At 47.2% G+C, this 25979-nt stretch carries 22 protein-coding genes; 21 read left to right on the top strand and 1 reads right to left on the bottom strand.

Annotation, left to right across the window (positions count from 1 at the left end):
- The first annotated feature begins 7 nt into the window (after positions 1–7).
- The 21 genes from wcaJ to ugd all read left to right on the top strand — a co-directional run bounded on the left by wcaJ (position 8) and on the right by ugd (position 24894).
- A complete protein-coding gene (wcaJ, locus tag CKK19_RS04515) occupies positions 8–1402 on the top strand; it encodes an undecaprenyl-phosphate glucose phosphotransferase (RefSeq protein ID WP_038416372.1) in 1395 nt (464 codons plus the stop codon).
- A gap of 1 nt (position 1403) precedes the next feature.
- Positions 1404–2882 carry a colanic acid undecaprenyl disphosphate flippase WzxC gene (wzxC, locus tag CKK19_RS04510; RefSeq protein WP_022648629.1) on the top strand — a complete coding sequence of 493 codons (1479 nt, stop codon included), beginning with the start codon at positions 1404–1406 and terminating at the stop codon, positions 2880–2882.
- A 15-nt stretch (positions 2883–2897) separates the two neighbouring features.
- Complete coding sequence (gene wcaK / locus CKK19_RS04505; RefSeq protein WP_225455036.1) at positions 2898–4178, top strand: colanic acid biosynthesis pyruvyl transferase WcaK; 1281 nt, start codon at positions 2898–2900, stop codon at positions 4176–4178.
- Complete coding sequence (gene wcaL / locus CKK19_RS04500; RefSeq protein WP_063853295.1) at positions 4175–5395, top strand: colanic acid biosynthesis glycosyltransferase WcaL; 1221 nt, start codon at positions 4175–4177, stop codon at positions 5393–5395. Before wcaK ends, wcaL begins: the two co-directional genes overlap by 4 nt.
- Positions 5396–5407: 12 nt before the next feature.
- Positions 5408–6799 (top strand): colanic acid biosynthesis protein WcaM, encoded by a 1392-nt coding sequence (wcaM, locus tag CKK19_RS04495; protein WP_225455035.1) that lies wholly within the window; start codon positions 5408–5410, stop codon positions 6797–6799.
- Between the two features lie 174 nt (positions 6800–6973).
- A complete protein-coding gene (galF, locus tag CKK19_RS04490) occupies positions 6974–7870 on the top strand; it encodes a GalU regulator GalF (protein WP_017383282.1) in 897 nt (298 codons plus the stop codon).
- Between the two features lie 381 nt (positions 7871–8251).
- The gene (locus CKK19_RS04485; RefSeq protein WP_062932915.1) at positions 8252–9196 is read left to right on the top strand and encodes an NAD-dependent epimerase/dehydratase family protein; all 945 of its coding nucleotides are present in this window, start codon (positions 8252–8254) and stop codon (positions 9194–9196) included.
- Positions 9196–10239, top strand: coding sequence for an MraY family glycosyltransferase (locus tag CKK19_RS04480; RefSeq protein ID WP_063134482.1), 1044 nt, complete (start codon positions 9196–9198; stop codon positions 10237–10239). Before CKK19_RS04485 ends, CKK19_RS04480 begins: the two co-directional genes overlap by 1 nt.
- Positions 10232–10792 (top strand): hypothetical protein, encoded by a 561-nt coding sequence (locus CKK19_RS04475; RefSeq protein WP_022648623.1) that lies wholly within the window; start codon positions 10232–10234, stop codon positions 10790–10792. The genes CKK19_RS04480 and CKK19_RS04475 overlap by 8 nt, the downstream gene beginning before the upstream one ends.
- Before the next feature lie 38 nt (positions 10793–10830).
- Complete coding sequence (locus tag CKK19_RS04470; protein ID WP_163347862.1) at positions 10831–12717, top strand: polysaccharide biosynthesis protein; 1887 nt, start codon at positions 10831–10833, stop codon at positions 12715–12717.
- A gap of 102 nt (positions 12718–12819) precedes the next feature.
- Positions 12820–13905, top strand: coding sequence for a dTDP-glucose 4,6-dehydratase (rfbB, locus tag CKK19_RS04465; protein ID WP_225455034.1), 1086 nt, complete (start codon positions 12820–12822; stop codon positions 13903–13905).
- Positions 13905–14804 (top strand): dTDP-4-dehydrorhamnose reductase, encoded by a 900-nt coding sequence (gene rfbD / locus CKK19_RS04460; protein ID WP_063853291.1) that lies wholly within the window; start codon positions 13905–13907, stop codon positions 14802–14804. The genes rfbB and rfbD overlap by 1 nt, the downstream gene beginning before the upstream one ends.
- Before the next feature lie 52 nt (positions 14805–14856).
- Positions 14857–15735 carry a glucose-1-phosphate thymidylyltransferase RfbA gene (gene rfbA, locus CKK19_RS04455; protein WP_063853290.1) on the top strand — a complete coding sequence of 293 codons (879 nt, stop codon included), beginning with the start codon at positions 14857–14859 and terminating at the stop codon, positions 15733–15735.
- 3 nt (positions 15736–15738) lie between these two features.
- Complete coding sequence (gene rfbC, locus CKK19_RS04450) at positions 15739–16287, top strand: dTDP-4-dehydrorhamnose 3,5-epimerase (RefSeq protein WP_074174375.1); 549 nt, start codon at positions 15739–15741, stop codon at positions 16285–16287.
- Between the two features lie 62 nt (positions 16288–16349).
- Positions 16350–17570: an oligosaccharide flippase family protein gene (locus CKK19_RS04445; protein WP_063853289.1), complete on the top strand. Its 1221-nt coding sequence runs from the start codon at positions 16350–16352 to the stop codon at positions 17568–17570.
- Positions 17567–18733, top strand: a complete 1167-nt coding sequence (locus CKK19_RS04440; protein WP_063853288.1) for an O-antigen polymerase — start codon at positions 17567–17569, stop codon at positions 18731–18733. Before CKK19_RS04445 ends, CKK19_RS04440 begins: the two co-directional genes overlap by 4 nt.
- Positions 18730–19824 (top strand): glycoside hydrolase family 99-like domain-containing protein, encoded by a 1095-nt coding sequence (locus CKK19_RS04435; RefSeq protein WP_063853287.1) that lies wholly within the window; start codon positions 18730–18732, stop codon positions 19822–19824. The genes CKK19_RS04440 and CKK19_RS04435 overlap by 4 nt, the downstream gene beginning before the upstream one ends.
- A gap of 6 nt (positions 19825–19830) precedes the next feature.
- On the top strand, positions 19831–20700 hold the full coding sequence (locus CKK19_RS04430) for a rhamnosyltransferase (protein ID WP_063853286.1): 870 nt from the start codon (positions 19831–19833) through the stop codon (positions 20698–20700).
- 74 nt (positions 20701–20774) lie between these two features.
- On the top strand, positions 20775–21887 hold the full coding sequence (locus CKK19_RS04425) for a glycosyltransferase family 4 protein (RefSeq protein WP_063853285.1): 1113 nt from the start codon (positions 20775–20777) through the stop codon (positions 21885–21887).
- Between the two features lie 208 nt (positions 21888–22095).
- Positions 22096–23502: an NADP-dependent phosphogluconate dehydrogenase gene (gene gndA, locus CKK19_RS04420; protein ID WP_063853284.1), complete on the top strand. Its 1407-nt coding sequence runs from the start codon at positions 22096–22098 to the stop codon at positions 23500–23502.
- 225 nt (positions 23503–23727) lie between these two features.
- Entirely contained in the window at positions 23728–24894 is a 1167-nt protein-coding gene (gene ugd / locus CKK19_RS04415) for a UDP-glucose 6-dehydrogenase (protein WP_022648612.1), read from the top strand.
- Between the two features lie 48 nt (positions 24895–24942).
- Here the strand turns inward: ugd and CKK19_RS04410 are convergent, their stop codons facing one another.
- Entirely contained in the window at positions 24943–25947 is a 1005-nt protein-coding gene (locus CKK19_RS04410) for an NAD-dependent epimerase (protein ID WP_063853283.1), read from the bottom strand.
- Positions 25948–25979 lie beyond the last annotated feature (32 nt).

Below are 25979 nucleotides of genomic sequence, written 5' to 3'. Positions count from 1 at the left end.
AACAACGATGACAAATCTAAAAAAGCGCGAGCGAGCGAGAACGAATGCATCGTTAATCTCTATGGTGCAGCGTTTTTCTGATATCACCATCATGGTCGGCGGACTGTGGGCGGTGTGTTGGGTCAGCGGGCAGTCGTTCTTATACATGCACTTGCTGATGGCGTTGATTGCGCTGGTGGTGTTTCAGATGATCGGCGGCATGACCGATTTCTATCGTTCATGGCGTGGCGTCAAAATGACCACCGAACTGATGCTGCTGCTCCAGAACTGGACCTTAAGCCTGATTTTCAGCGCAGGCCTGGTGGCGTTCAGCCATGATTTTGATAATCGGCTTGTGACCTATCTCTGCTGGTATCTGTTAACCAGCGTTGGCATGGTGGTCTGCCGCTCGCTGATCCGCTTTGGCGCGGGCTGGCTGCGCAACCGTGGGTATAACCGTCGCTTTGTTGCCGTGGCGGGCGACCTGCCGGTGGGACAGGTGTTGCTCGACAGCTTCCGCAAAGAGCCGTGGTTAGGTTTTGAAGTGGTGGGGGTTTATCACGACGCGAAGCCCGGCGGCGTACCATCTGACTGGGCGGGCAGCTACGAACAGCTGATAGAAGACGCGAAAGCCGGCAAAATTCACAACGTCTACATCGCCATGCAGATGAAAGATGAATCCCGCATCAAGACACTGATGCGCGAGCTTGCCGATACCACCTGCTCGGTGATCCTCATCCCTGACGTGTTTACCTTCAATATTCTCCACTCCCGTATTGAAGAGGTGAACGGGGTACCGGTTGTTCCGTTGTACGACACGCCGCTGTCGGGAATTAACCGCGTGCTGAAGCGCGTGGAGGACATCGTGCTTTCGTCGCTGATCCTGCTGCTGATCTCCCCGGTGCTGTGCTGCATTGCGCTGGCGGTGAAGCTCAGCTCGCCGGGGCCGATCATCTTCCGTCAGACCCGCTACGGCATGGACGGTAAGCCGATCATGGTGTGGAAATTCCGCTCCATGAAGGTGATGGAGAACGACAAGGTGGTGACCCAGGCGACGCAGAACGATCCGCGCGTCACCCGCGTGGGTAACTTCCTGCGCCGTACCTCGCTCGATGAGCTGCCGCAGTTCATCAACGTGTTCACCGGCGGGATGTCCATCGTCGGGCCTCGTCCTCACGCCGTGGCCCATAACGAGCAGTACCGTACCCTGATTGAAGGCTACATGCTGCGCCATAAGGTGAAGCCAGGCATCACCGGCTGGGCGCAGATCAACGGGTGGCGCGGCGAGACCGACACGCTGGAAAAAATGGAAAAACGCATCGAGTTCGATCTGGAGTACATCCGCGAGTGGAGCCTCTGGTTCGATATCAAGATTGTTTTTCTGACCATTTTCAAAGGCTTCGTGAACAAAGCGGCGTACTAAGATGAGCTTACGAGAAAAAACCATCAGCGGCGCAAAATGGTCAGCCATGGCCACCATCGTCATCATTGGCCTCGGCCTGGTGCAGATGACGGTGCTGGCACGCATTATCGATAACCACCAGTTTGGTCTGCTGACCGTCTCGCTGGTGATTATCGCCCTGGCCGATACGCTGTCGGACTTTGGTATCGCCAACTCCATTATCCAGCGCAAAGAGATCAGCCATCTGGAGCTGACCACCCTCTACTGGCTGAACGTCGGGCTGGGTATCTTCGTCTTTGTGCTGGTGTTCCTGCTGAGCGATGTGATTGCCGGCGTGCTGCATAACCCGGACCTGGCGCCGCTGATGCGCACCCTGTCGTTTGCTTTCGTGGTGATCCCGCACGGGCAGCAGTTCCGCGCGCTGATGCAGAAAGAGCTGGAGTTCAATAAGATAGGCATGATTGAAACCAGCGCCGTGCTGGCGGGCTTTACCTTCACCGTGGTCAGCGCCCATTTCTGGCCGCTGGCGATGACCGCTATTCTCGGCTACCTCGTTAACTCTGCCGTGCGCACGCTGCTGTTTGGCTTCTTTGGCCGCAAGATTTATCGCCCGGGACTGCATTTTTCGCTGGCGTCTGTTTCATCCAACCTGCGCTTCGGCGCGTGGCTGACGGCAGACAGCATTATCAACTATGTGAATACTAACCTCTCTACGCTGGTGCTGGCGCGCATTCTGGGCGCGAGCGTCGCGGGCGGCTACAACCTGGCGTATAACGTCGCGGTTGTCCCGCCGATGAAGCTCAACCCAATCATTACCCGCGTGCTGTTCCCGGCGTTCGCCAAAATTCAGGACGATACCGAGAAGCTGCGTGTGAACTTTTACAAGCTGCTCTCCGTGGTGGGGATCATCAACTTCCCGGTACTGCTGGGGCTGATGGTGGTCGCCAGCAATTTCGTACCGCTGGTGTTTGGCGAGAAGTGGAACAGCATCATCCCGATCCTGCAACTGCTGTGCGTTGTGGGGCTGCTGCGCTCGGTGGGGAATCCAATTGGTTCTCTGCTGATGGCGAAGGCGCGCGTGGATATCAGCTTCAAGTTCAACGTGTTTAAAACCTTCCTGTTTATTCCGGCAATTATTGTGGGCGGGCACATGGCGGGCGCCATTGGCGTGACGCTCGGCTTCCTGCTGGTGCAGATCGTCAATACCGTGCTGAGCTACTTCGTGATGATCAAACCGGTTCTGGGCTCCAGCTACCGTCAGTACATTCTCAGCCTGTGGCTGCCGTTTTATCTCTCCTTACCGACTCTGGCGGTGAGCTACGGCCTGGGCGTGGTGCTCAACGGGCATCTGCCACTGGCGGCGCTGCTTGCGGTGCAGGTCGCGGCAGGCGCGCTGGCATTCGGCGTGATGATTGTGCTGTCACGCAATGCGCTGGTGGTTGAGATAAAGCGCCAGTTTTGCCGTAACGAAAAAATGAAAACGCTGCTTCGCGCAGGCTAATTTTACGAGGCCATTATGAAATTACTTATTCTTGGCAACCATACCTGCGGCAACCGTGGCGACAGCGCCATCCTGCGCGGTTTATTGGATGCAATTAACACCCTTAAGCCTGAGACAGAAGTGGATGTGATGAGCCGTTATCCGGTCAGCTCATCCTGGTTACTGAACCGCCCGGTGATGGGCGACCCGCTCTACAGCCAGATGAAACAGCACAACAACGCTGCGGGCGTGATGGGGCGCGTGAAGAAAGTACTGCGTCGCCGCTACCAGCATCAGGTGCTGCTTTCTCGCGTAACCGACACCGGCAAGCTGCGCAACATCGCCATCGCGCAGGGCTTTACCGATTTCGTGCGTCTGTTGTCCGGCTATGACGCCATTATTCAGGTCGGCGGCTCGTTCTTTGTCGATCTCTACGGCGTGCCGCAGTTTGAGCATGCGCTCTGCACCTTTATGGCGAAAAAGCCGCTGTTTATGATCGGCCACAGCGTCGGGCCGTTCCAGGATCCGCAGTTTAACCAGCTGGCAAACTATGTCTTCGGCCACTGCGACGCGCTGATCCTGCGCGAATCGGTCAGCCTCGACATGATGAAGCGCAGCGAGATCGACACGTCAAAAGTGGAGCACGGCGTGGATACCGCCTGGCTGGTGGATCATCAGGTCGACAGCTTCCAGCCGAGCTACGCGGTCCGGTACTGGCTGGACGTGGCGGCGAAACAGAAAACCGTCGCGATTACCCTGCGCGAACTCGCCCCGTTCGATAAACGTCTCGGCACCACCCAGGCGGCGTACGAGAAAGCCTTTGCCGACGTGGTAAACCGCGTGCTCGACAGCGGTTACCAGGTGCTGGCGCTCTCCACCTGCACCGGTATCGACAGCTATAACAAGGATGACCGCATGGTGGCGCTCAACCTGCGCAACCTGGTGAACGATCCGTCCCGCTATCACGTGGTGATGGACGAGCTGAACGACCTTGAGATGGGCAAGCTGCTCTCCGCCTGCGACCTGACCGTGGGCACGCGTCTGCACTCGGCTATTATCTCGATGAACTTCGGCACGCCAGCCATCGCCATTAACTACGAACACAAGTCCGCGGGCATTATGCAGCAGCTCGGTATGCCGGAAATGGCCGTCGATATTCGTCATCTGCTGGACGGATCTCTGGGTGCGATGGTGGGCGACACGCTCGGTCAGCTGCCTGCGATCAACGAACGTCTGGCGGTGGCGGTGAAAGCCGAACGCGAAAAAGGCATTGGGATGGTGAAATCCGTACTCGATCGCGTCCGGGAGGGGAAATGAAGGTTGGTTTCTTCTTGCTGAAATTCCCGCTGTCGTCTGAGACCTTTGTGCTGAACCAAATCACCGCGTTTATCGATATGGGATATGACGTGGAGATTATCGCCCTGCAAAAGGGCGATACGCAAAACACCCATGCGGCGTATAGCCAGTATGGGCTGGAGGCGAAAACCCGCTGGTTGCAGGACGAACCCGCCGGACGGATGAACAAACTGCGCCATCGCGCCGGACAGACGCTGCGCGGCCTGCATCGCGCCTCGACGTGGCGGGCGCTGAATATGTCGCGCTATGGGGCGGAGGCCCGCAACCTGATCTTATCCGCCATTTGCGGGCAAACGGCCCAGCCGTACCGGGCCGATGTCTTTATCGCTCACTTTGGCCCGGCTGGCGTCACGGCGGCAAAACTGCGTGAGCTGGGGGTGATTGACGGCAAAATCGCCACCATTTTCCACGGTATCGATATCTCCAGCCGTGAAGTGCTGAACCACTACACGCCGGAATATCAGCAGCTGTTTCGCCGTGGTGACATGATGCTGCCGATAAGCGACCTGTGGGCCGGGCGCCTGAAAACCATGGGGTGCCCGAGCGAGAAAATTACCGTCTCGCGCATGGGCGTGGACATGGAGCGCTTCACCCAGCGCCCGGTCAAGGTGCCGGGCAAGCCGCTGCAGATTATCTCCGTGGCCCGCCTGACCGAAAAGAAAGGGCTGCACGTGGCCATTGAGGCCTGTCGCCAGCTGAAGGCTCGCGGCGTCGATTTCCACTACCGCATCCTGGGGATCGGGCCGTGGGAGCGTCGCCTGCGCACGCTGATCGAACAGTATCAGCTGGAAGACGTGGTCGAGATGCCGGGCTTCAAGCCGAGCCACGAAGTGAAGGCCATGCTCGACGAGGCGGATGTGTTCCTGCTGCCTTCCGTAACCGGCGCTGACGGCGATATGGAAGGCATTCCCGTGGCGCTGATGGAGGCGATGGCGGTCGGCATTCCGGTGGTCTCGACGTTACACAGCGGCATCCCGGAGCTGATCACCTCTGAGCATTCCGGCTGGCTGGTCCCTGAAAACAATGCGCTGGCGCTGGCGGACCGTCTGGCCGCGTTCAGCGATATCGATCAGCAGACGCTGATCCCTGTGCTGCAAAATGCGCGGCAAAAAGTTGAAGCAGAATTCAATCAGCAGGTGATTAATCGCCAGTTAGCGAGCCTGCTGCAAACGCTGTAACGCTGAGGTTGTATGCTGAAAAAGATTACCCGACGCCGATTTGTCTCTTCTTTATCCGTCCTGGCTGCCATGCCGCTGCTGTCGCCCCGCGCTGCGCGGGCGGCAACCGGGAAGACGGTTTCTGTCGATCGCTACAACAATAACGACTGGATCGCCGCCTTCAGGCAGGCATTTGCCGAGGGCGATACCGTTGTTGTTCCCGCCGGGTTTACCTGTGAAAACATCAATACCGGCATTTTCATTCCTGATGGCAAAACCCTGCTGATCCGCGGTGCGCTGAAGGGCAACGGCCGAGGACGATTTGTACTCCAGGAAGGCTGCAAGGTCATTGGGGAAGGAGAAGGGCGCACGCATAACATCACGCTGGACGTGCGTGGCTCCGACTGTGTCATTAAAGGGCTGGCGATGAGCGGCTTCGGCCCCGTCACCCAGATCTACATCGGCGGTAAAAAGCGGCGAGTGATGCGCAACCTGCTCATCGATAACATCACCGTGACGCAGGCCAACTACGCGATCCTGCGTCAGGGGTTCCACAATCAGGTGGACGGTGCGCGCATTACCAACAGTAAATTCAGCCACTTGCAGGGTGACGCGATTGAGTGGAACGTGGCGATTAACGACCGTAACATCCTGATCTCGGACCACGTGATCGATAACATCAACTGCACCAACGGCAAGATCAACTGGGGCATAGGCATCGGGCTGGCCGGCAGTACGTACGACAATGATTATCCAGAACAGCAGACCGTTAAAAACTTCGTGGTGGCAAATATCACCGGCAGCAACTGTCGGCAGCTGGTGCATGTCGAAAACGGTAAACACTTTGTGATCCGTAATATCAAGGCCAGCAATATTACCCCTGACTTCAGTAAAAAGGCCGGAATTGATAACGCGACAGTAGCTATTTATGGCTGTGATAATTTCGTTATTGATAATGTCGATATGGTCAACAGCGCCGGAATGCTAATTGGTTATGGCGTGATCAAGGGCGATTATCTGTCGATACCGCAGAACTTCAAACTTAACGATATTCGCCTGGATAACCGACAGCTTGCCTATAAGCTGCGCGGGATACAGATTTCCTCCGGCAATGCTACGTCGTTTGTTGCCATCACCAACGTTGAGATGCAGCGGGCAACGCTTGAGCTGCATAACAAACCCCAGCACATTTTCTTACGTAATATCAACGTGATGCAGGAGTCAACGACGGGACCGGCTCTGAAGATGAACTTCGATTTGCGCAAAGACGTGCGCGGGAAATTTATGGCTAAAAACGAGACGTTGCTGTCGCTTGCGAACATAAAAGCGGTTAATGAAAAGGGGCAGAGCTCGGTGGATATTGATCGCGTTGATCAACACGTGGTGAATACGGAACGGTTGAATTTTGCGCTGCCGCACAGGTAATCATCCAGACTATTTTGCGACAATTCCTGGAACGAAATCGCGATCTATTCAGATTACAACTACTGTAATTTGTGGTGGGGTGACCTAGGATTACTTCATATTTACGGCAAAACATGCTGGCGAAAACAGGTTTAAAAGCTATAATTCGTCAACCATTTTAAGGTGGAAGAAATAATGATTAATTTGAAAGCAGTCATACCGGTAGCGGGTCTGGGCATGCATATGTTGCCAGCCACGAAGGCAATTCCTAAAGAGATGCTGCCGATCGTTGACAAGCCGATGATTCAGTACATCGTCGACGAGATTGTTGCTGCAGGGATCAAAGAAATCGTTCTGGTGACGCACTCTTCGAAGAATGCGGTAGAGAACCACTTCGACACCTCTTATGAACTCGAAGCGTTGCTTGAGCAGCGCGTTAAGCGTCAGCTTCTGGCGGAAGTTCAGTCTATCTGCCCTCCTGGCGTGACCATCATGAACGTGCGTCAGGCGCAGCCGCTGGGTCTGGGCCACTCGATCCTGTGCGCGCGTCCGGTCGTAGGCGATAACCCGTTTATCGTGGTACTGCCGGACATCATTATTGATACCGCTTCCGCCGATCCGCTGCGTTACAACCTGGCGGCAATGGTGGCACGTTTCAATGAAACGGGCCGTAGCCAGGTGCTGGCGAAACGTATGAAGGGCGATCTCTCTGAGTATTCTGTAATTCAGACTAAAGAGCCACTGGAGACGGAAGGGCAGGTGAGCCGTATCGTTGAGTTTATCGAAAAACCCGATCAGCCGCAGACCCTGGACTCCGACCTGATGGCAGTTGGCCGTTATGTGCTGAATGCGGATATCTGGGCTGAGCTGGAAAAAACTGAGCCGGGCGCCTGGGATCGTATCCAGCTGACCGATGCGATTGCTGAGCTGGCGAAGAAGCAGTCGGTTGATGCGATGCTGATGACCGGCGATAGCTATGACTGCGGTAAGAAAATGGGGTATATGCAGGCGTTTGTGAACTATGGCCTGCGTAATCTGAAGGAAGGGGCGAAGTTCAGAAGCCGGATTGAGAAGTTGCTGGCTAACGACTGATAGTCCTGCCAAGGCCTGAACAACGGCAGTTACCATTTTGGGATGTTGAGACATTACCAAAGTGATAACTGCCGTTTTTTGTTATTAATTTTAATGATTACATACGGTTATCTGATTCAAATCTCAGCAGCTTTGTAGCGATTTGTGCTTGTTTCTCTGGTCGTTTAGGACGACAATTAACGCCTGTTTTTGTCTGTAACCAGACAAGCAAAATCATTAATCAAACATCGCTCAGTGCACTGGTAGCTGTTAAGCCAGGGGCGGTAGCGTGCCTGGCATTTACAATTGAATTTTAAACGAACAGTTGTGAACGAGACAGTTTCACGCAAATCTGCACTACGTGCGTGCGTAAATATCAGATTGAGCAGATAGGGGATGTCAATGAAAGTAATGGTGACGGGCGGGACCGGGTTTCTTGGAACTGCTTTAGTCCAGGCGTTGAAGTCATCAGGACACGAGGTGATATTAACAACGCGCAAGCAGGAGAACCCTGAACAGGGCATTTACAACCTGGGTGATATCTCAGCCAATACCAACTGGTTAAATCTCCTGCAAGGATGCGACACTGTCATTCATACCGCAGGAAGGGCGCATATCCTTAATGATGATGCTCAGGACGCTTTAGCGGAATTTCGCCGTGTCAATCACGACGCAACGATGAAATTAGCGAGCGATGCTGCGACCAGCGGAGTTAAACATTTTATCTTTGTAAGCTCAATCGGCGTTAACGGTAATGCCACCTCAGGGATCCCATTTACTGAAGCCTCGGAGCCACAACCCACCTCTGATTACGCCATTTCCAAGCGAGAAGCCGAGCAGAGTCTGCTTAATCAATTTGCAGAAAGTGATATGGCGATCACTATTGTTCGCCCGGCATTGATTTGTGGTGAAAATGCACCGGGTAATATACAGCGCCTTTTAAAACTGGTTTCTAAAAACCTACCGTTGCCATTTAAAAATGTCAGGAACAAGCGAGCGCTGGTGTCTCTGGATAATGTCGTCAGTTTCATCAACGAATGCGTGGTAAATGAGAAATCCAAAAATCAACTCTATTTACTCGCAGATGTGGAACGACCTTCTACAGCAGATATGATTAATGCCTTTGCTTCAGGAATGGGCATTAAAGCGAAACTGGTCTCTTTCCCAACGGGTATCTTCAGGTTGTTGCTTTCTTCTGTTGGTAAACGAGGAATTTACGATCAGCTGTTTGGCGATCTGGAAGTCGATGCCTCTAAATCCCGGGAGCATTTAAACTGGACGCCCCCGATAACGCTTTATGAAACGATGAAAAAAACGGCGAAATATTATATCGAAGGTAATAAATAATGACGAATTATGGGATTGTGATATTCGCTTTTTTAGCCTCCTGCGCATTGACTTGGGGATTGCGGGGGTATGCAATAAAGCATAATGTTATTGATCGCCCAAACCAGCGAAGCTCTCATTCTGTGCCCACCCCACGAGGTGGAGGAGTAGCGATCGTCCTGACGCTCCTGGTCGCTTTGGTAGGATTTTATTTTAACCATACGCTTACGTTCGACAGCTTCCTGGGTTTATTTGTTCCAGGTGTAATTGTCGCCATCATTGGTTTTCTTGATGATCATGGTCATATTGCGGCGCGATGGCGTCTATTAATGCATTTCCTGGCAGCAGCAATTGGCATTTATTTCCTGGGATCCTTCCCTGTAATTACGCTGTTTGGTTACGATCTTTCTTTATCCTGGATTGGTATGATTCTCGGCTGTGTATATCTGGTCTGGATGCTGAACTTATATAATTTTATGGATGGGATTAATGGCTTAGCCAGCGCTGAAGCAATAACATTCGCCGCATGTAGCGCAATGTTGATTGTTGTAAACCAGTACACGGACGCGCCTGGAAGTATTTATCCGCTGACGCTTGCCCTAATCGGTGCCGCCGCCGGTTTTATTGTCTGGAATTTCCCGAGAGCAAAAATCTTCATGGGGGATGCCGGGAGTGGTTTCCTGGGGATAACTCTTGGACTGATGATTCTCCATATTGCGAAAGCAGATACGCATTTCTTTATTGCAGAATTATGTCTGCTGGGCGTATTTATCGTCGATGCCACGACAACGTTATTGAGGAGGCTCGTAGCAGGTAAAAAGGTCTATGAAGCACATGCCAGCCATGGCTACCAAATCCTCGCAAGAAAATATGGCAGCCACGTTCCGGTGACATCATTGGCAATTGCCGTCAATCTGCTGTGGCTTTTCCCCTTCGCCTTTTTTATTGCCTCAGGCAAAATTGATGGTGTTGTGGGGCTGCTCATCGCCTGGTTCCCGCTTCTCGTTGTTGCACTGAAATGTGGTGCAGGAGTTAAAGACAAAGAGAGCAACGTCAATGCATGACTTATTGATTTTGGGCGCGGGTGGTCATGGCCGTACGCTGTACGAGACAGCGAGACTGCTGGGATATAAGGATATCGTTTTCCTCGACGATAATACCTCTGCCTGCCAGGAAATTAATCAGCTGATTATTGGAAAAATTTCCGAACTACAGTTACATATTGGTAAGGTCAGTCATGTCGCTATTGGCATCGGAAACAATAAAGTCAGAGAGCAGCTCTATCAGCAACTGCTCGGCTTAGGTATTCATCCTGTAACGCTTATACATCCCTTTGCATTTGTCAGTCCATCGGCGACCCTTGCTGAGGGAACTGTTGTGTTAGCGGGAGCTGTAGTGGGTGCCAACGCAAAATTAGGTTTGGCGACGATTGTGAATAGCCACTCGACAATAGATCACGATGCCATTCTTGGTGATTTCGCTCATTTAGGTGTTGGTGTCCATCTTGCGGGCAGCGCTGTGATTGGGAAAGCAGCGTTTCTCCAGGCGGGGACAGTGGGCGGTTATAATACTAAAGTAGACGATTACTCAGTGTGTCCTGCTGGTACTATTTTATAAACTGAATGCAAGCTTTAGTGAGGCGACCAGTTTTTAGTATGCTAAATTATTTAATATCTTTACCACGACCAATAAAACGTATTATCACACTCTCTATAGATGTTGTGCTTCTGTTGTGCGCATTTTGGTTTGCATTTTGGGTGCGTATTGATTCAATGACTCCATTATATAGTACGGAGCATTGGCTTTTTATTTTCTCAATTATTTTAGTTACTCTGGCAATATTTGTTAAATTAGGACTGTATCGGGCAGTAATTCGTTATATTACTGCCAAGATATTATTGGTCGTAACGATGGGGATGGTCATATCGTCCATTTTACTTATTATCGCAGCGTTCTATACCAACCTCTATTTGCCGAGGACGATTCCTTTTATCTATTTCTCATTCGGTCTACTGTTTATTGCCGGATCACGGCTTGGGATGAGAATGTTGGTGAATCGTGGGTTGAATCTGGGCACTCGGGTAGTTATTTATGGTGCAGGTGCATCCGGTCGTCAATTACTGCCTGCGCTGAGCCAGATGGACGAATATTACCCCGTTGCTTTTGTCGATGATAACCGTGCCCTGCAAGGTCAGGTGATTCACGGGGTAAGCGTTTTTGCGCCAGAAAAACTGCCCTGGCTGGTTGAGAAATACGAAGCGAAGAAAATTCTGCTGGCCATGCCAAGCGCAAGCCGGGCAAGAAAGAACGAAGTCATTAAAACACTGGAAGGTCTGCCGTGCGAAGTGCTCTCCATCCCGGGAATGGTCGATTTGGTGGAGGGGAAGGCAAGTATTGATTCCTTACGTAAAGTCGTTATTACAGACCTGCTGGGCCGCGATCCTGTCTCACCCATTCCGGAACTGATATCGCGTAATATCAACGGGAAAACAGTGATGGTTACCGGGGCAGGGGGGTCTATAGGGTCTGAACTATGTCGACAGATAATTAAAAATAAGCCAAACCAGCTTATTCTGTTCGAACTGTCCGAATTCTCCCTCTATTCCATTGATTCCGAACTGCGTAACCTGAATCTGGGTCAGGATTTTAAGGTTAAAATCTTTCCGATCCTCGGAAACGTTCAGGATAAAGAGCATCTCGAAAGGTTAATCAGAGCATTCAACGTCGACACAATTTATCATGCTGCGGCGTACAAGCATGTACCGCTTGTCGAGTTCAACGTACTTGATGGCGTGCGCAATAATATCTTTGGTACGTTGAGCTGCGCTCAGGCTGCGGCAAGTTGCGGTGTTGAAAACTTTGTTCTGATTTCGACTGATAAAGCCGTTCGCCCTACCAACACCATGGGGGCGACCAAGCGCATGGCGGAGCTGGTGCTGCAAGCGCTGGCGAAGGAATCCAGTAAAACCTGCTTCAGTATGGTTCGTTTCGGCAACGTGTTAGGCTCATCAGGCTCAGTTGTGCCGTTATTTGAAAAACAGATTGCTGCAGGTGGCCCGGTGACGTTGACTCACGAAGACATCACTCGTTACTTTATGACCATTCCTGAAGCGGCTCAATTGGTGATCCAGGCGGGAGCCATGGGCACGGGCGGCGATGTTTTTGTTCTGGATATGGGGGAACCCGTCAGGATTATCGATCTTGCACACCGCATGATTACGCTGCAAGGGCTAACCGTTCGTGATGATAAAAACCCCTATGGTGATATTACGATAAAAACGACGGGTCTGCGTCCAGGTGAGAAACTATATGAAGAGTTGCTTATCGGCGACAATGTCTCTGCAACACAGCACCCGCGTATCAGGACTGCTAACGAAGTGATGTTGCCTTGGAGTGAGATGAGTATGATTCTCAACGATCTCGACAAAGCCTGCTGCGAATTCGACTATGAACGTGTGCGTGAGATACTCTTGCAAGCACCTGCTGCGTTCAATCCTACGGATGGTATCTGCGATTTACTTTGGAATGAAAAGGCAAGTTAAAATAGCAGATTGTCATTTTCTCCGCCCCGGATACTTTTCGATAGTTATCGGGGCGACGGAATATAATTCATTGTTCCTGAAAACATTAAGAGCGAAATAAACGTGAAAATTCTGGTCACTGGTGGAGCAGGCTTTATTGGGTCTGCAGTGGTACGACACATTATTAATGATACGCAAGACTCTGTTATTAACGTTGATAAACTGACTTATGCAGGAAATCTTGAATCGCTGGCTGGTGTCTCACTCAGCAATCGCTATCATTTTGAACATGCTGATATCTGCGACAGCGACGCCATGGCGCGTATTTTTGCAGAGCACCAGCCGGATGCTGTGATGCATCTGGCCGCCGAGAGCCACGTTGATCGCTCAATTACCGGCCCGGCAGCTTTTATCGAGACTAACATTGTTGGCACTTATGTTCTGCTGGAAGCCAGCCGTAAATACTGGGCTGAGTTAACTGCTGATAAAAAAGCGTCATTTCGCTTTCACCATATCTCAACAGATGAAGTTTATGGCGACCTTCCGCATCCGGATGAAGTTACAGAGGATTCTGAACTCCCTCTGTTTACTGAACAAACCGCCTATGCGCCAAGCAGTCCATATTCTGCTTCAAAAGCCTCCAGCGACCATTTGGTCCGTGCCTGGCTGCGTACCTACGGCTTCCCGACTATTGTGACTAACTGTTCTAATAATTACGGTCCTTACCACTTCCCTGAAAAACTTATCCCGTTGGTCATTCTCAATGCGTTGGATGGTAAAGCTCTGCCAGTTTACGGTAAAGGAGACCAAATTCGTGACTGGCTGTACGTGGAAGATCACGCCCGCGCATTATATACCGTAGTGACACAGGGCAAGATAGGTGAAACCTATAACATCGGCGGCCACAATGAAAAGCAGAATCTTGATGTGGTAAATACCATCTGCTCACTGCTGGATGAAATTGTGCCGAAGGAAGGTTCCTATCGTGACCAGGTAACGTATGTTGCTGACCGTCCGGGTCACGATCGTCGCTACGCGATTGATGCAGAAAAAATTAGTAAGGAACTTGTCTGGAAACCTCAGGAAACGTTCGAAAGTGGCATTCGCAAAACCGTAGAATGGTACTTGGCGAACACACAATGGGTAGAGAACGTAAAAAGCGGTAGCTACAAGTCCTGGATTGAAGAAAACTATGGAGACCGTGCTTGATGAATATTCTTCTCTTCGGTAAAACCGGTCAGGTGGGTTGGGAGCTACAACGTGCCCTTGCGCCGCTGGGTAATTTGATTGCTATTGACGTCCATTCGCAGGAGTATTGCGGTGATTTCAGCAACCCTGAAGGCATTGCAGAAACGGTGCGCCGCATTAAGCCTGATGTCATCGTCAACGCGGCCGCGCATACCGCCGTCGATAAGGCCGAGTCAGAACCCGAATTTGCTCAGTTGCTGAATGCCACGAGTGTGGAGGCGATTGCCAAAGAGGCCCAAAAATTGGGGGCCTGGGTTGTTCACTACTCTACTGATTACGTATTCCCGGGTAATGGCGATACGCCGTGGCTTGAAACGGACGCCACAGCGCCGCTTAATGTGTATGGTGAGACTAAACTTGCTGGTGAAAAAGCGTTAAGTGAAAATTGTTCACGCCATTTGATCTTCCGGACTAGCTGGGTTTATGCCGGTAAAGGGAATAATTTTGCGCGTACTATGCTGCGACTGGCAAAAGAGCGTTCTGAGCTGTCTGTTATTAACGACCAATTTGGGGCCCCTACGGGTGCTGAGTTATTAGCAGACTGTACGGCTCATGCTATTCGGGTTGCCCTGAATAAACCTGAAGTGGCAGGGACTTATCATCTGGTTGCCAGTGGTACAACAACCTGGTACGACTATGCCTCTCTGGTATTTGATGAAGCGCGCAAAGCAGGAATTGAACTGGCATTAAAGCAGCTTCATGGAGTGCCGACCAGCGCGTACCCTACGCCTGCAAAACGTCCGGCAAACTCCCGCCTCAATACGTTAAAGTTACAACAGAATTTCAACCTCGTACTGCCTCAGTGGGACGCGGGAGTTAAGCGTATGCTGACTGAGTGGTTCACAGCAACAGCAATTTAATAATGATCGGGATGCCTGGGAATGGGCATCCTATGACTATAGAGATGATGAAATGAAAACGCGTAAAGGTATTATTCTGGCGGGTGGCTCTGGTACTCGTCTGTATCCAGTGACCATGGCTGTTAGTAAACAATTATTGCCTATTTATGATAAGCCGATGATTTACTATCCGCTTTCAACGCTGATGCTGGCAGGTATTCGAGATATTTTAATTATTAGTACTCCGCAGGATACACCGCGTTTTGAACAACTTCTGGGTGATGGAAGCCAGTGGGGGCTGAATCTCCAATACAAAGTTCAGCCAAGCCCGGATGGATTAGCCCAGGCCTTTATCATTGGCGAAGAATTCATTGGCAACGATCATTGTGCCCTGGTTTTGGGGGATAATATTTTCTATGGTCACGACCTTCCTAAATTGATGGATGCCGCGGTTAATAAAGAAAATGGTGCAACGGTCTTTGCCTATCATGTAAACGATCCTGAGCGCTACGGCGTTGTCGAGTTCGATAAAAATGGTACAGCCATCAGCCTCGAAGAAAAACCGCTGGAACCGAAGAGTAATTATGCGGTGACGGGACTCTATTTCTACGATAACAGTGTCGTTGAGATGGCGAAGAATTTAAAACCGTCAGCACGTGGTGAACTGGAAATCACGGATATTAACCGTATTTATATGGAGCAAGGAAAGCTTTCCGTGGCTATGATGGGCCGTGGCTTTGCCTGGCTTGACACAGGGACTCACCAGAGCCTGATTGAAGCGAGTAACTTCATTGCAACCATTGAAGAACGCCAGGGGCTGAAAGTGGCTTGTCCTGAAGAAATTGCTTACCGCAAAGAATTTATTGATGATGAGCAGGTTAAAAAACTCGCTGCTCCGTTGTCAAAAAACCAATATGGACAATATTTACTGAAAATGATTAAAGGTTATTAATTAATGAATATCATTAAAACAGAAATACCCGATGTGCTAATTTTTGAGCCGAAAGTTTTTGGTGATGATCGTGGTTTCTTTATGGAAAGTTTCAATCAGCGAATTTTCAACGAAGCTGTTGGTAAAGAAGTTAATTTTATTCAGGATAATCACTCTAAATCCAGCAAAAATGTACTTCGTGGTTTGCACTACCAACTACAGCCCTATGCTCAAGGTAAATTAGTCCGTTGTGTCGTCGGCGAAGTTTTTGATGTCGCTGTCGATATTCGTAAAGACTCACCCAATTATGGGAAATGGGTTGGCGTACATTTATCTGCAGAAAATAAAAAGCAATTATGGATCCCTGAGGGATTTGCTCATGGATTTTATGTTCTGAGCGATACAGCAGAATTTGTGTATAAAACAACTAATTATTATTCTCCTGAACATGAGCGTTCAATCTTATGGTCAGACAGCGAACTGAATATTGAATGGCCTGTCAGCCCCGATTGTTCACCGAGTTTGTCTTCGAAAGATCTTGCTGGTAAAGCATTTAAAGATTCAGACTATTAATTCCTACGCAGGCCTGTAAATAGCATACAGGCTTTTTTCACATTACTGAGTGTATCATACCAGTGAAAAAAAACATTATACTGCTATTTTTTGTACAGGCTTCAAATTATTTATTCCCTTTGTTAACCCTCCCATATTTAATGCGAGTGTTAGGGGCTGAAAATTTTGGAATTGTAGCTATGGTCCAGGCGTGGCTACAATACATAATAATTTTTGTTGATTATGGCTTTAACTTTAGTGCGACGTTACTGATTTCAGTTAATAAGAATAATCAATCCAAAATTGATTCTATTTATACAGCAGTAACTGCTGCTAAGTTAGTTTTATTACTGATAGTTTCATGTATTTTTGCTTTATATGTAATTATTAATGGTACGAGTGTATACCCTTATCTGATCCTGTTGGGGATGATATCCGTAATAGGTACAGTTTTATTTCCTGTATGGTTATTTCAAGGGATTGAAAAAATGCAGGGTATTGCAATTTGTACAACCATTGCAAAATTTGTCTCCCTTGCGCTGATTTTCCTTTTAGTAAAAACGCCTGAAGATATGAATATGGCCGTTATAAGCCAATCATCAGGGATGTTTATCTCAGGTATTTTGGCTTGTTTCTTTATAAAAAAACAAAAATTGGCCAAATTTACTCAAGTATCAATACAAGAAATCTATTCGGTTTTATCTAAGGGATTTGACCTTTTTGTATCTAATATAACTATAAGTTTTTATACAACTTTAAATATATTAATCATTGGATATTTTGGTGGTCCGACGCTGGCAGGTTATTTCTCAGCAGCAGATAAAATCCGAACTGCAGCGCAAGGTTTGATGAGTCCCGTTCAGCAAGCGATGTTCCCAAGAGTCAGTTCATTGATTAGTGAAGGAAAAACACTAAATGAAATCTGGAACTTGTATGGTAAGAAGTTTATTGCGTTCGGATTGTTAATATCGATCGCAATGGCTGTCATAGGATACCCTGTATCACTTTATTATTATAGTGCGGAATATCGAATATCTTCGATGATATTGTTGATGATGTCTCCTTTGCCATTTATCGTTTCAGTGGGCGTTGTATATGGACAATGGTGGTTAATACCTAATCATTTCACAAAAATTGTCAGGAAAACATATCTTGCTGTGAGTTTTATGCATATTATAGTTTCTATACTATTAATGCATCTGAATCCAACATATGGCGTGACAATTAGCGTGATTATTACAGAAATAATTGTTTCGGCTATTTTTGTCCTGGTGAGTTTTAATAGCGAAAAGAATTCAAGATGATTAAACGAAGACCTAGAAATCCATCTGTTTATTTATGCCTGTATGTTGTCTTTGCATTAGTATTATGGGTTTCACAAAGTAGCCTCTACATCACATTTGATTCTGGTTTGATGATCCTAATTGTTGCTTATTTATATTTTTTCTTAGGATGCTATATAGGTAATAAAACAACAAGATTTCGTCAGCAAGATAATCTAATAAATAATCAATCGCTCTTTAATGCTTCCTTGCAGGTAAAAATTTTACTTGCAATCAACTTCTTCATATTGATTTATTTAGTGTTTTTGTTTAAAAATATAATGGCGAGTGGTATTTCGTTCGCAGAATACAGAGAAAGTTTATTTAAAGATCAATCAATAAAAGAATACTTTGGAGCATTTGCTGCTTATTTATTTGTATTTGCAACCCTGGTGCCGCTTTTTGGTATTAGTTATGGTTTGTATTTGAAGATTAATAAAAATAAATCTGCAATCTTATTTTTATCATTTTTAATGTTGATTGGAAAAGAAAGTATCTTGATTTCAAGATACTATGTTTTCGCCCCGGTGCTGGCAGCAATATTAATATTATATTGCTATGATAGCAAAATGACCTTGAAGAAGGTTGTTTTTGCTCTGGCTGTATTTTTGATTTTGTTATTAGCTATATTCACTTTTAGAGGTGATAGCGACTTAAGTCAAAGCCTGATTAATACTCGCAATTATGCGATTGCAGGTTACTCACTTTTTACTCATGCAATTGATAGCGGTGATACTGATACTTTGTATGAGCTTTCGAGTCCATTTTCATTCTTAGGTATACTTGGCGCTAAGTTTTACGACCAAAGCGCTTTCTTCACAAAAGTACAAAATTTCGTTCTGCTGGGCAGTGGTGGTTATTTTAATGCTTTTTATACATCCTTGTTATTACCCTTTCTTTATTTCGGTAGTTTAGGGTTAGCTGTACTCAGTATGCTGTTTGGATATATTGTATCGAGAAATCACAATTGCATTATCAATAAGAACTCATTCCTTAACTTCAACTCCCTGTTTGCTTTGATTGTTATTTTCTTTTCTCATCAATTTTTGCCGGTGCAGTTATCCTTCTTTTGGGATTATTTCCTGATTTCGTTATCAGTTCATTTTTTTGTAGTTTGTTATAGAAATATAAGGAGTAATTTTTGAAAACATTAGCATTTTATCTTCCGCAATTTCATGAGATCGAAGAAAATAATAAATGGTGGGGAGAAGGTTTTACCGAATGGGTCAATGTTAAAAAGGCTACGCCTCTTTTTAAAAATCATAACCAGCCCAGAGAACCTCTGAATGATTATTATTATAATTTGCTTGATGTAGAAACATTAAAATGGCAATCGGAACTTGCAAAAAAGCATAATATTAATGGTTTTTGTTTCTATCATTACTGGTTTAATGGCAAGCGTTTACTGGACAAACCAGCTGAACTTTTACTGAAGAACAAAGATATACATCTCCCGTTCCTTTTTTCATGGGCTAACGAACCATGGACGCGTAGTTGGGATGGTAGTCATCGAGATGTTATCATGCCCCAAAGTTATGGTGATGAATCAGACTGGTTAAATCACTTTAACTATCTCAAGCCATTTTTTGAAGACGAAAGATACATTAAACATAATGGTAAGCCTGTATTTCTGTTATATCGTTCTGCTAGCTTTGAAAAGTGTAATGCATGGATTCAGTATTGGCGGAAACTGGCAAAAGAAACGTCTTTCGGTGATATACATTTTGTGTCAACACTTACCTCATTCGCTCAAGATCATCGTAAGCTAGATTTTGATGCCGAGTTAAATTTTGAACCAATGTGTACTTTTGAACACAATATGGGGAAACTTAAACCAATATTGCGAAAAGTTATCGGAAGAATAAAACGTATTTCCAATGAAAAATTAAAAACAAATTACGTTGAGCAGATATTATCTTATCAATCAATTTGGGACAAAATCCTTGAAAAGGATTTTAGTGAAACACATTATTCAGGTGCATTCGTTGATTGGGATAATACGCCAAGGAAAAAAACTAAATCACTCGTGATGAAAGGAAGTAATCCGCACGTATTTAAAAATAATTTCGATAAACTTTATAAAAAATCTATTGCTGCTAATGTACCATTTTTATTTATAAATGCTTGGAATGAATGGGCTGAGGGTACGTATCTTGAACCTGATAAAAAAAATGGCTATGGTTATTTGAATGCAGTAAAAGATATTGTTGAAAAATACAAAAAAATTAATAGGTGATAGGTCGTGATTAGTTCTGTAACTGTGACATTTAACCCTGATATACTTTGCTTAGAAAAGCAATTTCTTTCTTTGCAAGGCCAAATAGACAGTGCTGTTATAATAGATAACGGCTCTCGAAATTACGAAGAGATAAAAAATTTAGCAGAAAAATTTAATTTCGTCCTGATCAACTTGCCCGAGAATATGGGTCTTTCGCATGCGCAAAATATTGGTATCCAAAATGCTATATCTTGCGGTGCCGAATATTTATTACTTCTTGATCAAGACAGTGTGTTAGGTGCTAATTTCATCAGCGCCATGAGTAAGATTTACACTCAGTACAACGTTGGTATCTTGGGGCCTTCTTTTTATGATCCGCACACAAACGAATTCTATTGGGGCACTAATTACATCGGTCCATTTATTAAACGAACGCCAATAGAAGTAATAACAGATGTTACCTACGTTATTGCATCTGGCTCTTTCTTTTCTTCTGAAGTTTACGAGAAAGTTGGTAAAATGGAAGAAGCATTGTTCGTGGATTATATTGACGTGGAGTGGGCCCTGCGTGCTAAAAATTTTGGGTATCGCGTTGCAATGACTAATCAGGCGTCAATGGCTCATACGATTGGTGATTCAAGGCTGAATCTGTTAGGACGTAAAATATCTGTTCATAGCCCGATGCGACGTTACTTTTTGGTCAGAAATAGCTTCTTTATGATCAGAAAGCCATATATCCCAGTGGGTTATAAGATTCGTGAGGTTTTCCTTAATTTTGCTCGTGCTGCAATATCTTTAATTCTTAATAAAGAAAAAAAGAAAACGTTGATGATGATCTTTTACGGTATTTCTGATGGTCTTTCTGGAAGATTTGGACCATTCAAAAGACATTAATATCAGGTGTGGCTGTCTCGTTGCAAGTTAATGAGCGTTAGTAACGATATATTTATCGGACTGTTTCAAAAACTATGAAAATTCTTTATATAATTACACGCGCGAATGAAATCGGTGGGGCTCAGACTCATTTGCGTGATATGACATCTGGTTTAGTAAAGGATGGTCATCAAGTTGAGTTAATCGTTGGAGAGCAAGGCGCTCTGGTTGATGAAGTTCGCGCATTAAATGTGAAGATTCATATTATCCCTGAGCTGGTAAGGGAAATATCGCCTTATAAAGATATTAAATGTGCTTTAATTATACGCAAAATTATAAAAAAATTTTCCCCGGATGTTATTGCGCTTCATTCTTCTAAAGCTGGAATTGTAGGGAGATTGGCCGCTCTTTTCCTGAATATTCCTGTTGTTTTCACCGTACACGGTTGGTCATTCGCAAATGGTGTTAATGATAAGAAACGTCGCTTGTACATTGCTATTGAACGATTATTCAGTAAAATTACTGATGAAATAATCACAGTCTCTGCTCAGGATAAACAACTTGCAATCGAACATAACGTTGCGTCTGCCAGTCAGCAAACGGTAATCCATAATGGCGTTCCGTTAAAAAGTGTTGCTCCTCATGTTTACCATACTCATGACGTAGTGAAGTTAATTTCGGTAGCTCGTTTTTCAGAACAAAAAGATCATGAAAGCTTATTGAAAGCGTTGAGTCGATTAGAAACAAGAAACTGGGCGTTAACGCTGGTAGGAAAAGGCCCCAGGTTAGATGAGATGAAACAGCTTTCACAGGATCTTGGAATTAGCGAAAATGTACTGTTTACAGGCGAACGTTTAGATATTGATGCCTTACTGGCAGACAGTGATATTTTCCTGTTAATTTCTAACTGGGAAGGTTTTCCTATCAGTATTCTCGAGGCTATGCGTGCAGGCTTGCCTGTTTTAGCATCAGACGTTGGTGGTGTTTCTGAATCTGTCATTGATGGCAAAACGGGATATCTCGTTCCTCGTGCAGATATTGATGCCATTAAAAGCAGACTCGCTGACTTAATTAGTGATAGGGCTTTACGTGTTGAATTAGGCAAGTCAGGAAATGAATTGTTCCTTGAAAACTTCTCATTCAATGCAATGTATAATAAAACGGTTGAACTTTATCAAAAAGCAATTAATAAAAAACATAATAAATAATAGAGTTTGTTATCTGTTGTGATTTAGCTCATTTATAAATAAAATATACCTACATGCTTTATAGGGATTTAATATATCCAGTTTTCTGTCGTCTTGCGTGATCAAGGCCACAAATGCCTACCTCTGTCCCTGATTTATGAGTTAAGATTCTTGCAAATTATATCTGTCGGGGTTACCCGACAGTGACCACACCTGACAGGAGTATGTAATGTCCAAGCAACAGATCGGCGTTGTCGGTATGGCAGTGATGGGGCGCAACCTGGCGCTCAACATCGAAAGCCGTGGTTATACCGTCTCCGTTTTCAACCGCTCCCGTGATAAAACTGAAGAAGTGATTGCCGAGAACCCAGGCAAGAAACTGGTTCCTTTCTATACGGTGAAAGAGTTCGTTGAGTCTCTGGAAACGCCTCGTCGTATCCTGTTAATGGTGAAAGCGGGTGCAGGAACCGATGCAGCTATCGACTCTCTGAAGCCTTACCTCGAAAAAGGTGACATCATCATTGATGGCGGTAACACCTTCTTCCAGGACACCATTCGTCGTAACCGTGAGCTGTCTGCTGAAGGCTTCAACTTCATTGGTACCGGTGTTTCCGGTGGTGAAGAGGGTGCTCTGAAAGGTCCATCCATCATGCCTGGCGGCCAGAAAGAAGCGTACGAGCTGGTTGCGCCAATTCTGACTAAAATTGCAGCCGTTGCTGAAGATGGCGAGCCGTGTGTGACCTATATCGGTCCGGATGGTGCTGGTCACTATGTGAAAATGGTGCACAACGGCATCGAATACGGCGATATGCAGCTGATTGCAGAGGCATACTCCCTGCTGAAAGGCGGCCTGAATCTCTCTAACGAAGAGCTGGCTGAAACCTTTACCGAGTGGAATAAAGGCGAGCTGAACAGCTACCTGATCGACATCACCAAAGATATCTTCACTAAAAAAGATGAAGAGGGTAAATACCTGGTTGATGTGATTCTGGATGAAGCTGCGAACAAAGGTACCGGTAAATGGACCAGCCAGAGTTCTCTGGATCTGGGCGAACCGCTGTCTCTGATCACCGAATCTGTCTTTGCGCGTTACATCTCTTCTCTGAAAGAGCAACGCGTCGCGGCATCTAAAGTGCTGTCTGGCCCTCAGGCTAAACCAGCCGGTGACAAAGCTGAGTTCGTTGAGAAAGTGCGTCGTGCACTTTACCTGGGTAAAATCGTTTCTTACGCGCAGGGCTTCTCTCAGCTGCGTGCGGCGTCAGACGAGAATAACTGGGATCTTAACTACGGAGAAATCGCGAAGATCTTCCGCGCGGGTTGCATCATTCGTGCACAGTTCCTGCAGAAAATCACCGATGCCTATGCTGAAAACGCCGGTATCGCCAACCTTCTGCTGGCACCGTACTTCAAAAAGATTGCGGACGAGTACCATCAGGCGCTGCGTGACGTGGTCGCTTACGCAGTACAGAACGGTATTCCGGTTCCAACCTTCTCCGCTGCGGTGGCATACTACGATAGCTATCGTGCTGCCGTGCTGCCTGCCAATCTGATTCAGGCGCAGCGTGACTACTTCGGTGCGCATACCTACAAGCGTACGGATAAAGAGGGTGTCTTCCATACCGAATGGATGGAATGAGTTAACTCTCTGCAATAACATCAACCCGGAGCTCGTCTCCGGGTTTTTTTATGCAAAAAATGCCGCGCAATAATCGAAGTAGTCTGAATCTCGTCCCGCTCGTAATGATTACTCCTGGTTTGCCTTGACAGTGTTGTTTGCCAGGAGGTACAAAGCCCAACAGTTATGTTTATCGCGATGGTCTGGCGGCCATCAGTACAGTTAACTAAAAGAAGTCATTAGCGAATGAAAATAACAATTTCCGGAACAGGGTATGTCGGTCTTTCAAACGGCATTTTGATTGCTCAGAACCATGAAGTGGTTGCACTTGATATCGTGCAGGCCAAAGTGGATATGCTCAATGAGAAGAAATCGCCGATCGTCGACAAAGAAATCCAGGATTATCTCAGCAACAAAACGCTGAATTTCCGCGCCACGACGGATAAAGAAGATGCATACCGCGATGCGGATTACGTCATTATTGCCACGCCTACTGACTACGATCCAAAAACCAACTATTTCAACACCTCAACCGTCGAAGCGGTTATCAAAGATGTTATCGGCATTAACCCTGATGCAGTAATGGTTATCAAGTCGACGATCCCGGTTGGTTTTACCAAATCCATCAAAGAAAAATTTGGTATTGATAATATCTTCTTCTCGCCAGAGTTCCTGCGTGAAGGGAGGGCGCTTTACGATAACCTGCACCCATCCCGTATCGTGATTGGCGAGCGTTCCGAGCGTGCAGAGCGTTTTGCTGCGTTGCTTCAGGAAGGCGCAATCAAAAAAGATATTCCGGTGCTGTTCACCGATTCCACCGAGGCAGAAGCGATTAAGCTTTTCGCTAACACCTATCTGGCCATGCGCGTGGCTTACTTCAACGAGCTGGACAGCTATGCCGAGAGTTTAGGTCTGAATACCCGTCAGATCATCGAGGGCGTATGTCTCGACCCGCGTATCGGTAACCATTACAACAACCCTTCATTCGGTTACGGCGGCTACTGTCTGCCAAAAGATACCAAGCAGCTGCTGGCAAACTATCAGGCAGTGCCGAACAACCTGATTTCTGCCATTGTGGATGCCAACCGCACGCGTAAAGACTTCATCTCGGATTCTATTCTCGCTCGTCAGCCAAAAGTGGTGGGCGTGTATCGCCTGATCATGAAGAGCGGTTCCGATAACTTCCGCGCTTCTTCCATTCAGGGGATCATGAAGCGTATTAAGGCGAAGGGCGTGCAGGTCATTATTTATGAACCGGCGATGCAGGAAGATGAGTTCTTCCATTCGCGTGTGATCCGCGATCTGGATGCGTTTAAGAAAGAAGCGGATGTAATTATCTCCAACCGTATGGCGGAAGAGCTGGCGGACGTGAAAGATAAAGTCTATACCCGCGATTTGTTCGGCAGCGACTGATCAAAATCGTGATATAAAAAACCCGGCGCTGTGCCGGGTTTTTTGTTTTTAAACGTTATAGAAGTTGCGGTACCAGTCGACGAAGTTTTTCACTCCTTCTTTGACTGAGGTTTGTGGTTTAAACCCAATAACGTCATACAGCGCTTTGGTGTCCGCACTGGTCTCCAGCACGTCCCCCGGCTGGATCGGCATCATATTTTTCACCGCTTCTTTCCCCAGCGCCTCTTCAAGCGCGGTAATGTAATCCATCAGTTCGACAGGTGAGCTGTTACCGATGTTATACACGCGATACGGGGCAGAGCTGGTTGCTGGCGAACCGGTTTCGACTGTCCAGTCGGCATCGGCCTGAGGAATAACGTCCTGTAGGCGAATAATCGCCTCCGCAATATCATCGATATAGGTGAAGTCGCGCTTCATCTTGCCGAAGTTGTATACGTCGATGCTGTTGCCTTCAATCATGGCTTTGGTGAATTTGAACAGCGCCATGTCCGGTCTGCCCCATGGGCCATACACGGTAAAGAAGCGCAGGCCAGTGGTAGGCAGATTGTACAGATGCGAATAGGTATGCGACATCAGCTCATTGGCTTTTTTGGTTGCCGCATACAGGGAAACCGGATGGTCTACGGAGTCGTCAGTAGAAAACGGCATCTTACGGTTGAGGCCGTAAACAGAGCTGGATGACGCATACAGGAGATGCTGAACCTTGTTGTGGCGACAGCCTTCCAGCACGTTAAGGTGACCTACCAGGTTAGCATCTGCGTAGGCATGCGGGTTTTCCAGCGAGTAACGCACGCCCGCCTGTGCGGCAAGATGGATCACGCGGTCAAAGTTCTCATTGGCGAAGAGCGCAGCCATGCCCTCGCGGTCCGCTAAGTCCAGCTTGTGGAAGGTGAAACTCCCGGATTTGAGCAGTTCGAGGCGAGCGAGCTTGAGGTTAGGGTCATAGTAATCATTCAGATTATCAATCCCAACAACTTCATGCCCTGCATCAAGCAGGCGCTTGCTGACATGAGAACCGATAAAGCCCGCCGCGCCCGTTACCAGAAATTTCATAGCTTCCCTCATTCACAGTGTTCTTGTTGATG

The sequence above is a fragment of the Enterobacter sp. CCUG 70166 genome, from assembly GCF_020224095.1.
Classification (GTDB): domain Bacteria; phylum Pseudomonadota; class Gammaproteobacteria; order Enterobacterales; family Enterobacteriaceae; genus Enterobacter; species Enterobacter intestinihominis.
Note: the sequence above shows the minus strand (reverse complement) of the source record. Positions and strands in the feature narration are given on the sequence as shown.

Bases quoted from the DNA above. Each gene is read 5' to 3' on its own strand.
- wcaJ (WP_038416372.1), top strand. From the start codon at position 8: ATGACAAATCTAAAAAAGCGCGAGCGAGCGAGAACGAATGCATCGTTA.
- wzxC (WP_022648629.1), top strand. From the start codon at position 1,404: ATGAGCTTACGAGAAAAAACCATCAGCGGCGCAAAATGGTCAGCCATG.
- wcaK (WP_225455036.1), top strand. From the start codon at position 2,898: ATGAAATTACTTATTCTTGGCAACCATACCTGCGGCAACCGTGGCGAC.
- wcaL (WP_063853295.1), top strand. From the start codon at position 4,175: ATGAAGGTTGGTTTCTTCTTGCTGAAATTCCCGCTGTCGTCTGAGACC.
- wcaM (WP_225455035.1), top strand. From the start codon at position 5,408: ATGCTGAAAAAGATTACCCGACGCCGATTTGTCTCTTCTTTATCCGTC.
- galF (WP_017383282.1), top strand. From the start codon at position 6,974: ATGATTAATTTGAAAGCAGTCATACCGGTAGCGGGTCTGGGCATGCAT.
- CKK19_RS04485 (WP_062932915.1), top strand. From the start codon at position 8,252: ATGAAAGTAATGGTGACGGGCGGGACCGGGTTTCTTGGAACTGCTTTA.
- CKK19_RS04480 (WP_063134482.1), top strand. From the start codon at position 9,196: ATGACGAATTATGGGATTGTGATATTCGCTTTTTTAGCCTCCTGCGCA.
- CKK19_RS04475 (WP_022648623.1), top strand. From the start codon at position 10,232: ATGCATGACTTATTGATTTTGGGCGCGGGTGGTCATGGCCGTACGCTG.
- CKK19_RS04470 (WP_163347862.1), top strand. From the start codon at position 10,831: ATGCTAAATTATTTAATATCTTTACCACGACCAATAAAACGTATTATC.
- rfbD (WP_063853291.1), top strand. From the start codon at position 13,905: ATGAATATTCTTCTCTTCGGTAAAACCGGTCAGGTGGGTTGGGAGCTA.
- rfbA (WP_063853290.1), top strand. From the start codon at position 14,857: ATGAAAACGCGTAAAGGTATTATTCTGGCGGGTGGCTCTGGTACTCGT.
- rfbC (WP_074174375.1), top strand. From the start codon at position 15,739: ATGAATATCATTAAAACAGAAATACCCGATGTGCTAATTTTTGAGCCG.
- CKK19_RS04440 (WP_063853288.1), top strand. From the start codon at position 17,567: ATGATTAAACGAAGACCTAGAAATCCATCTGTTTATTTATGCCTGTAT.
- CKK19_RS04425 (WP_063853285.1), top strand. From the start codon at position 20,775: ATGAAAATTCTTTATATAATTACACGCGCGAATGAAATCGGTGGGGCT.
- gndA (WP_063853284.1), top strand. From the start codon at position 22,096: ATGTCCAAGCAACAGATCGGCGTTGTCGGTATGGCAGTGATGGGGCGC.
- ugd (WP_022648612.1), top strand. From the start codon at position 23,728: ATGAAAATAACAATTTCCGGAACAGGGTATGTCGGTCTTTCAAACGGC.
- CKK19_RS04410 (WP_063853283.1), bottom strand. From the start codon at position 25,947: ATGAAATTTCTGGTAACGGGCGCGGCGGGCTTTATCGGTTCTCATGTC.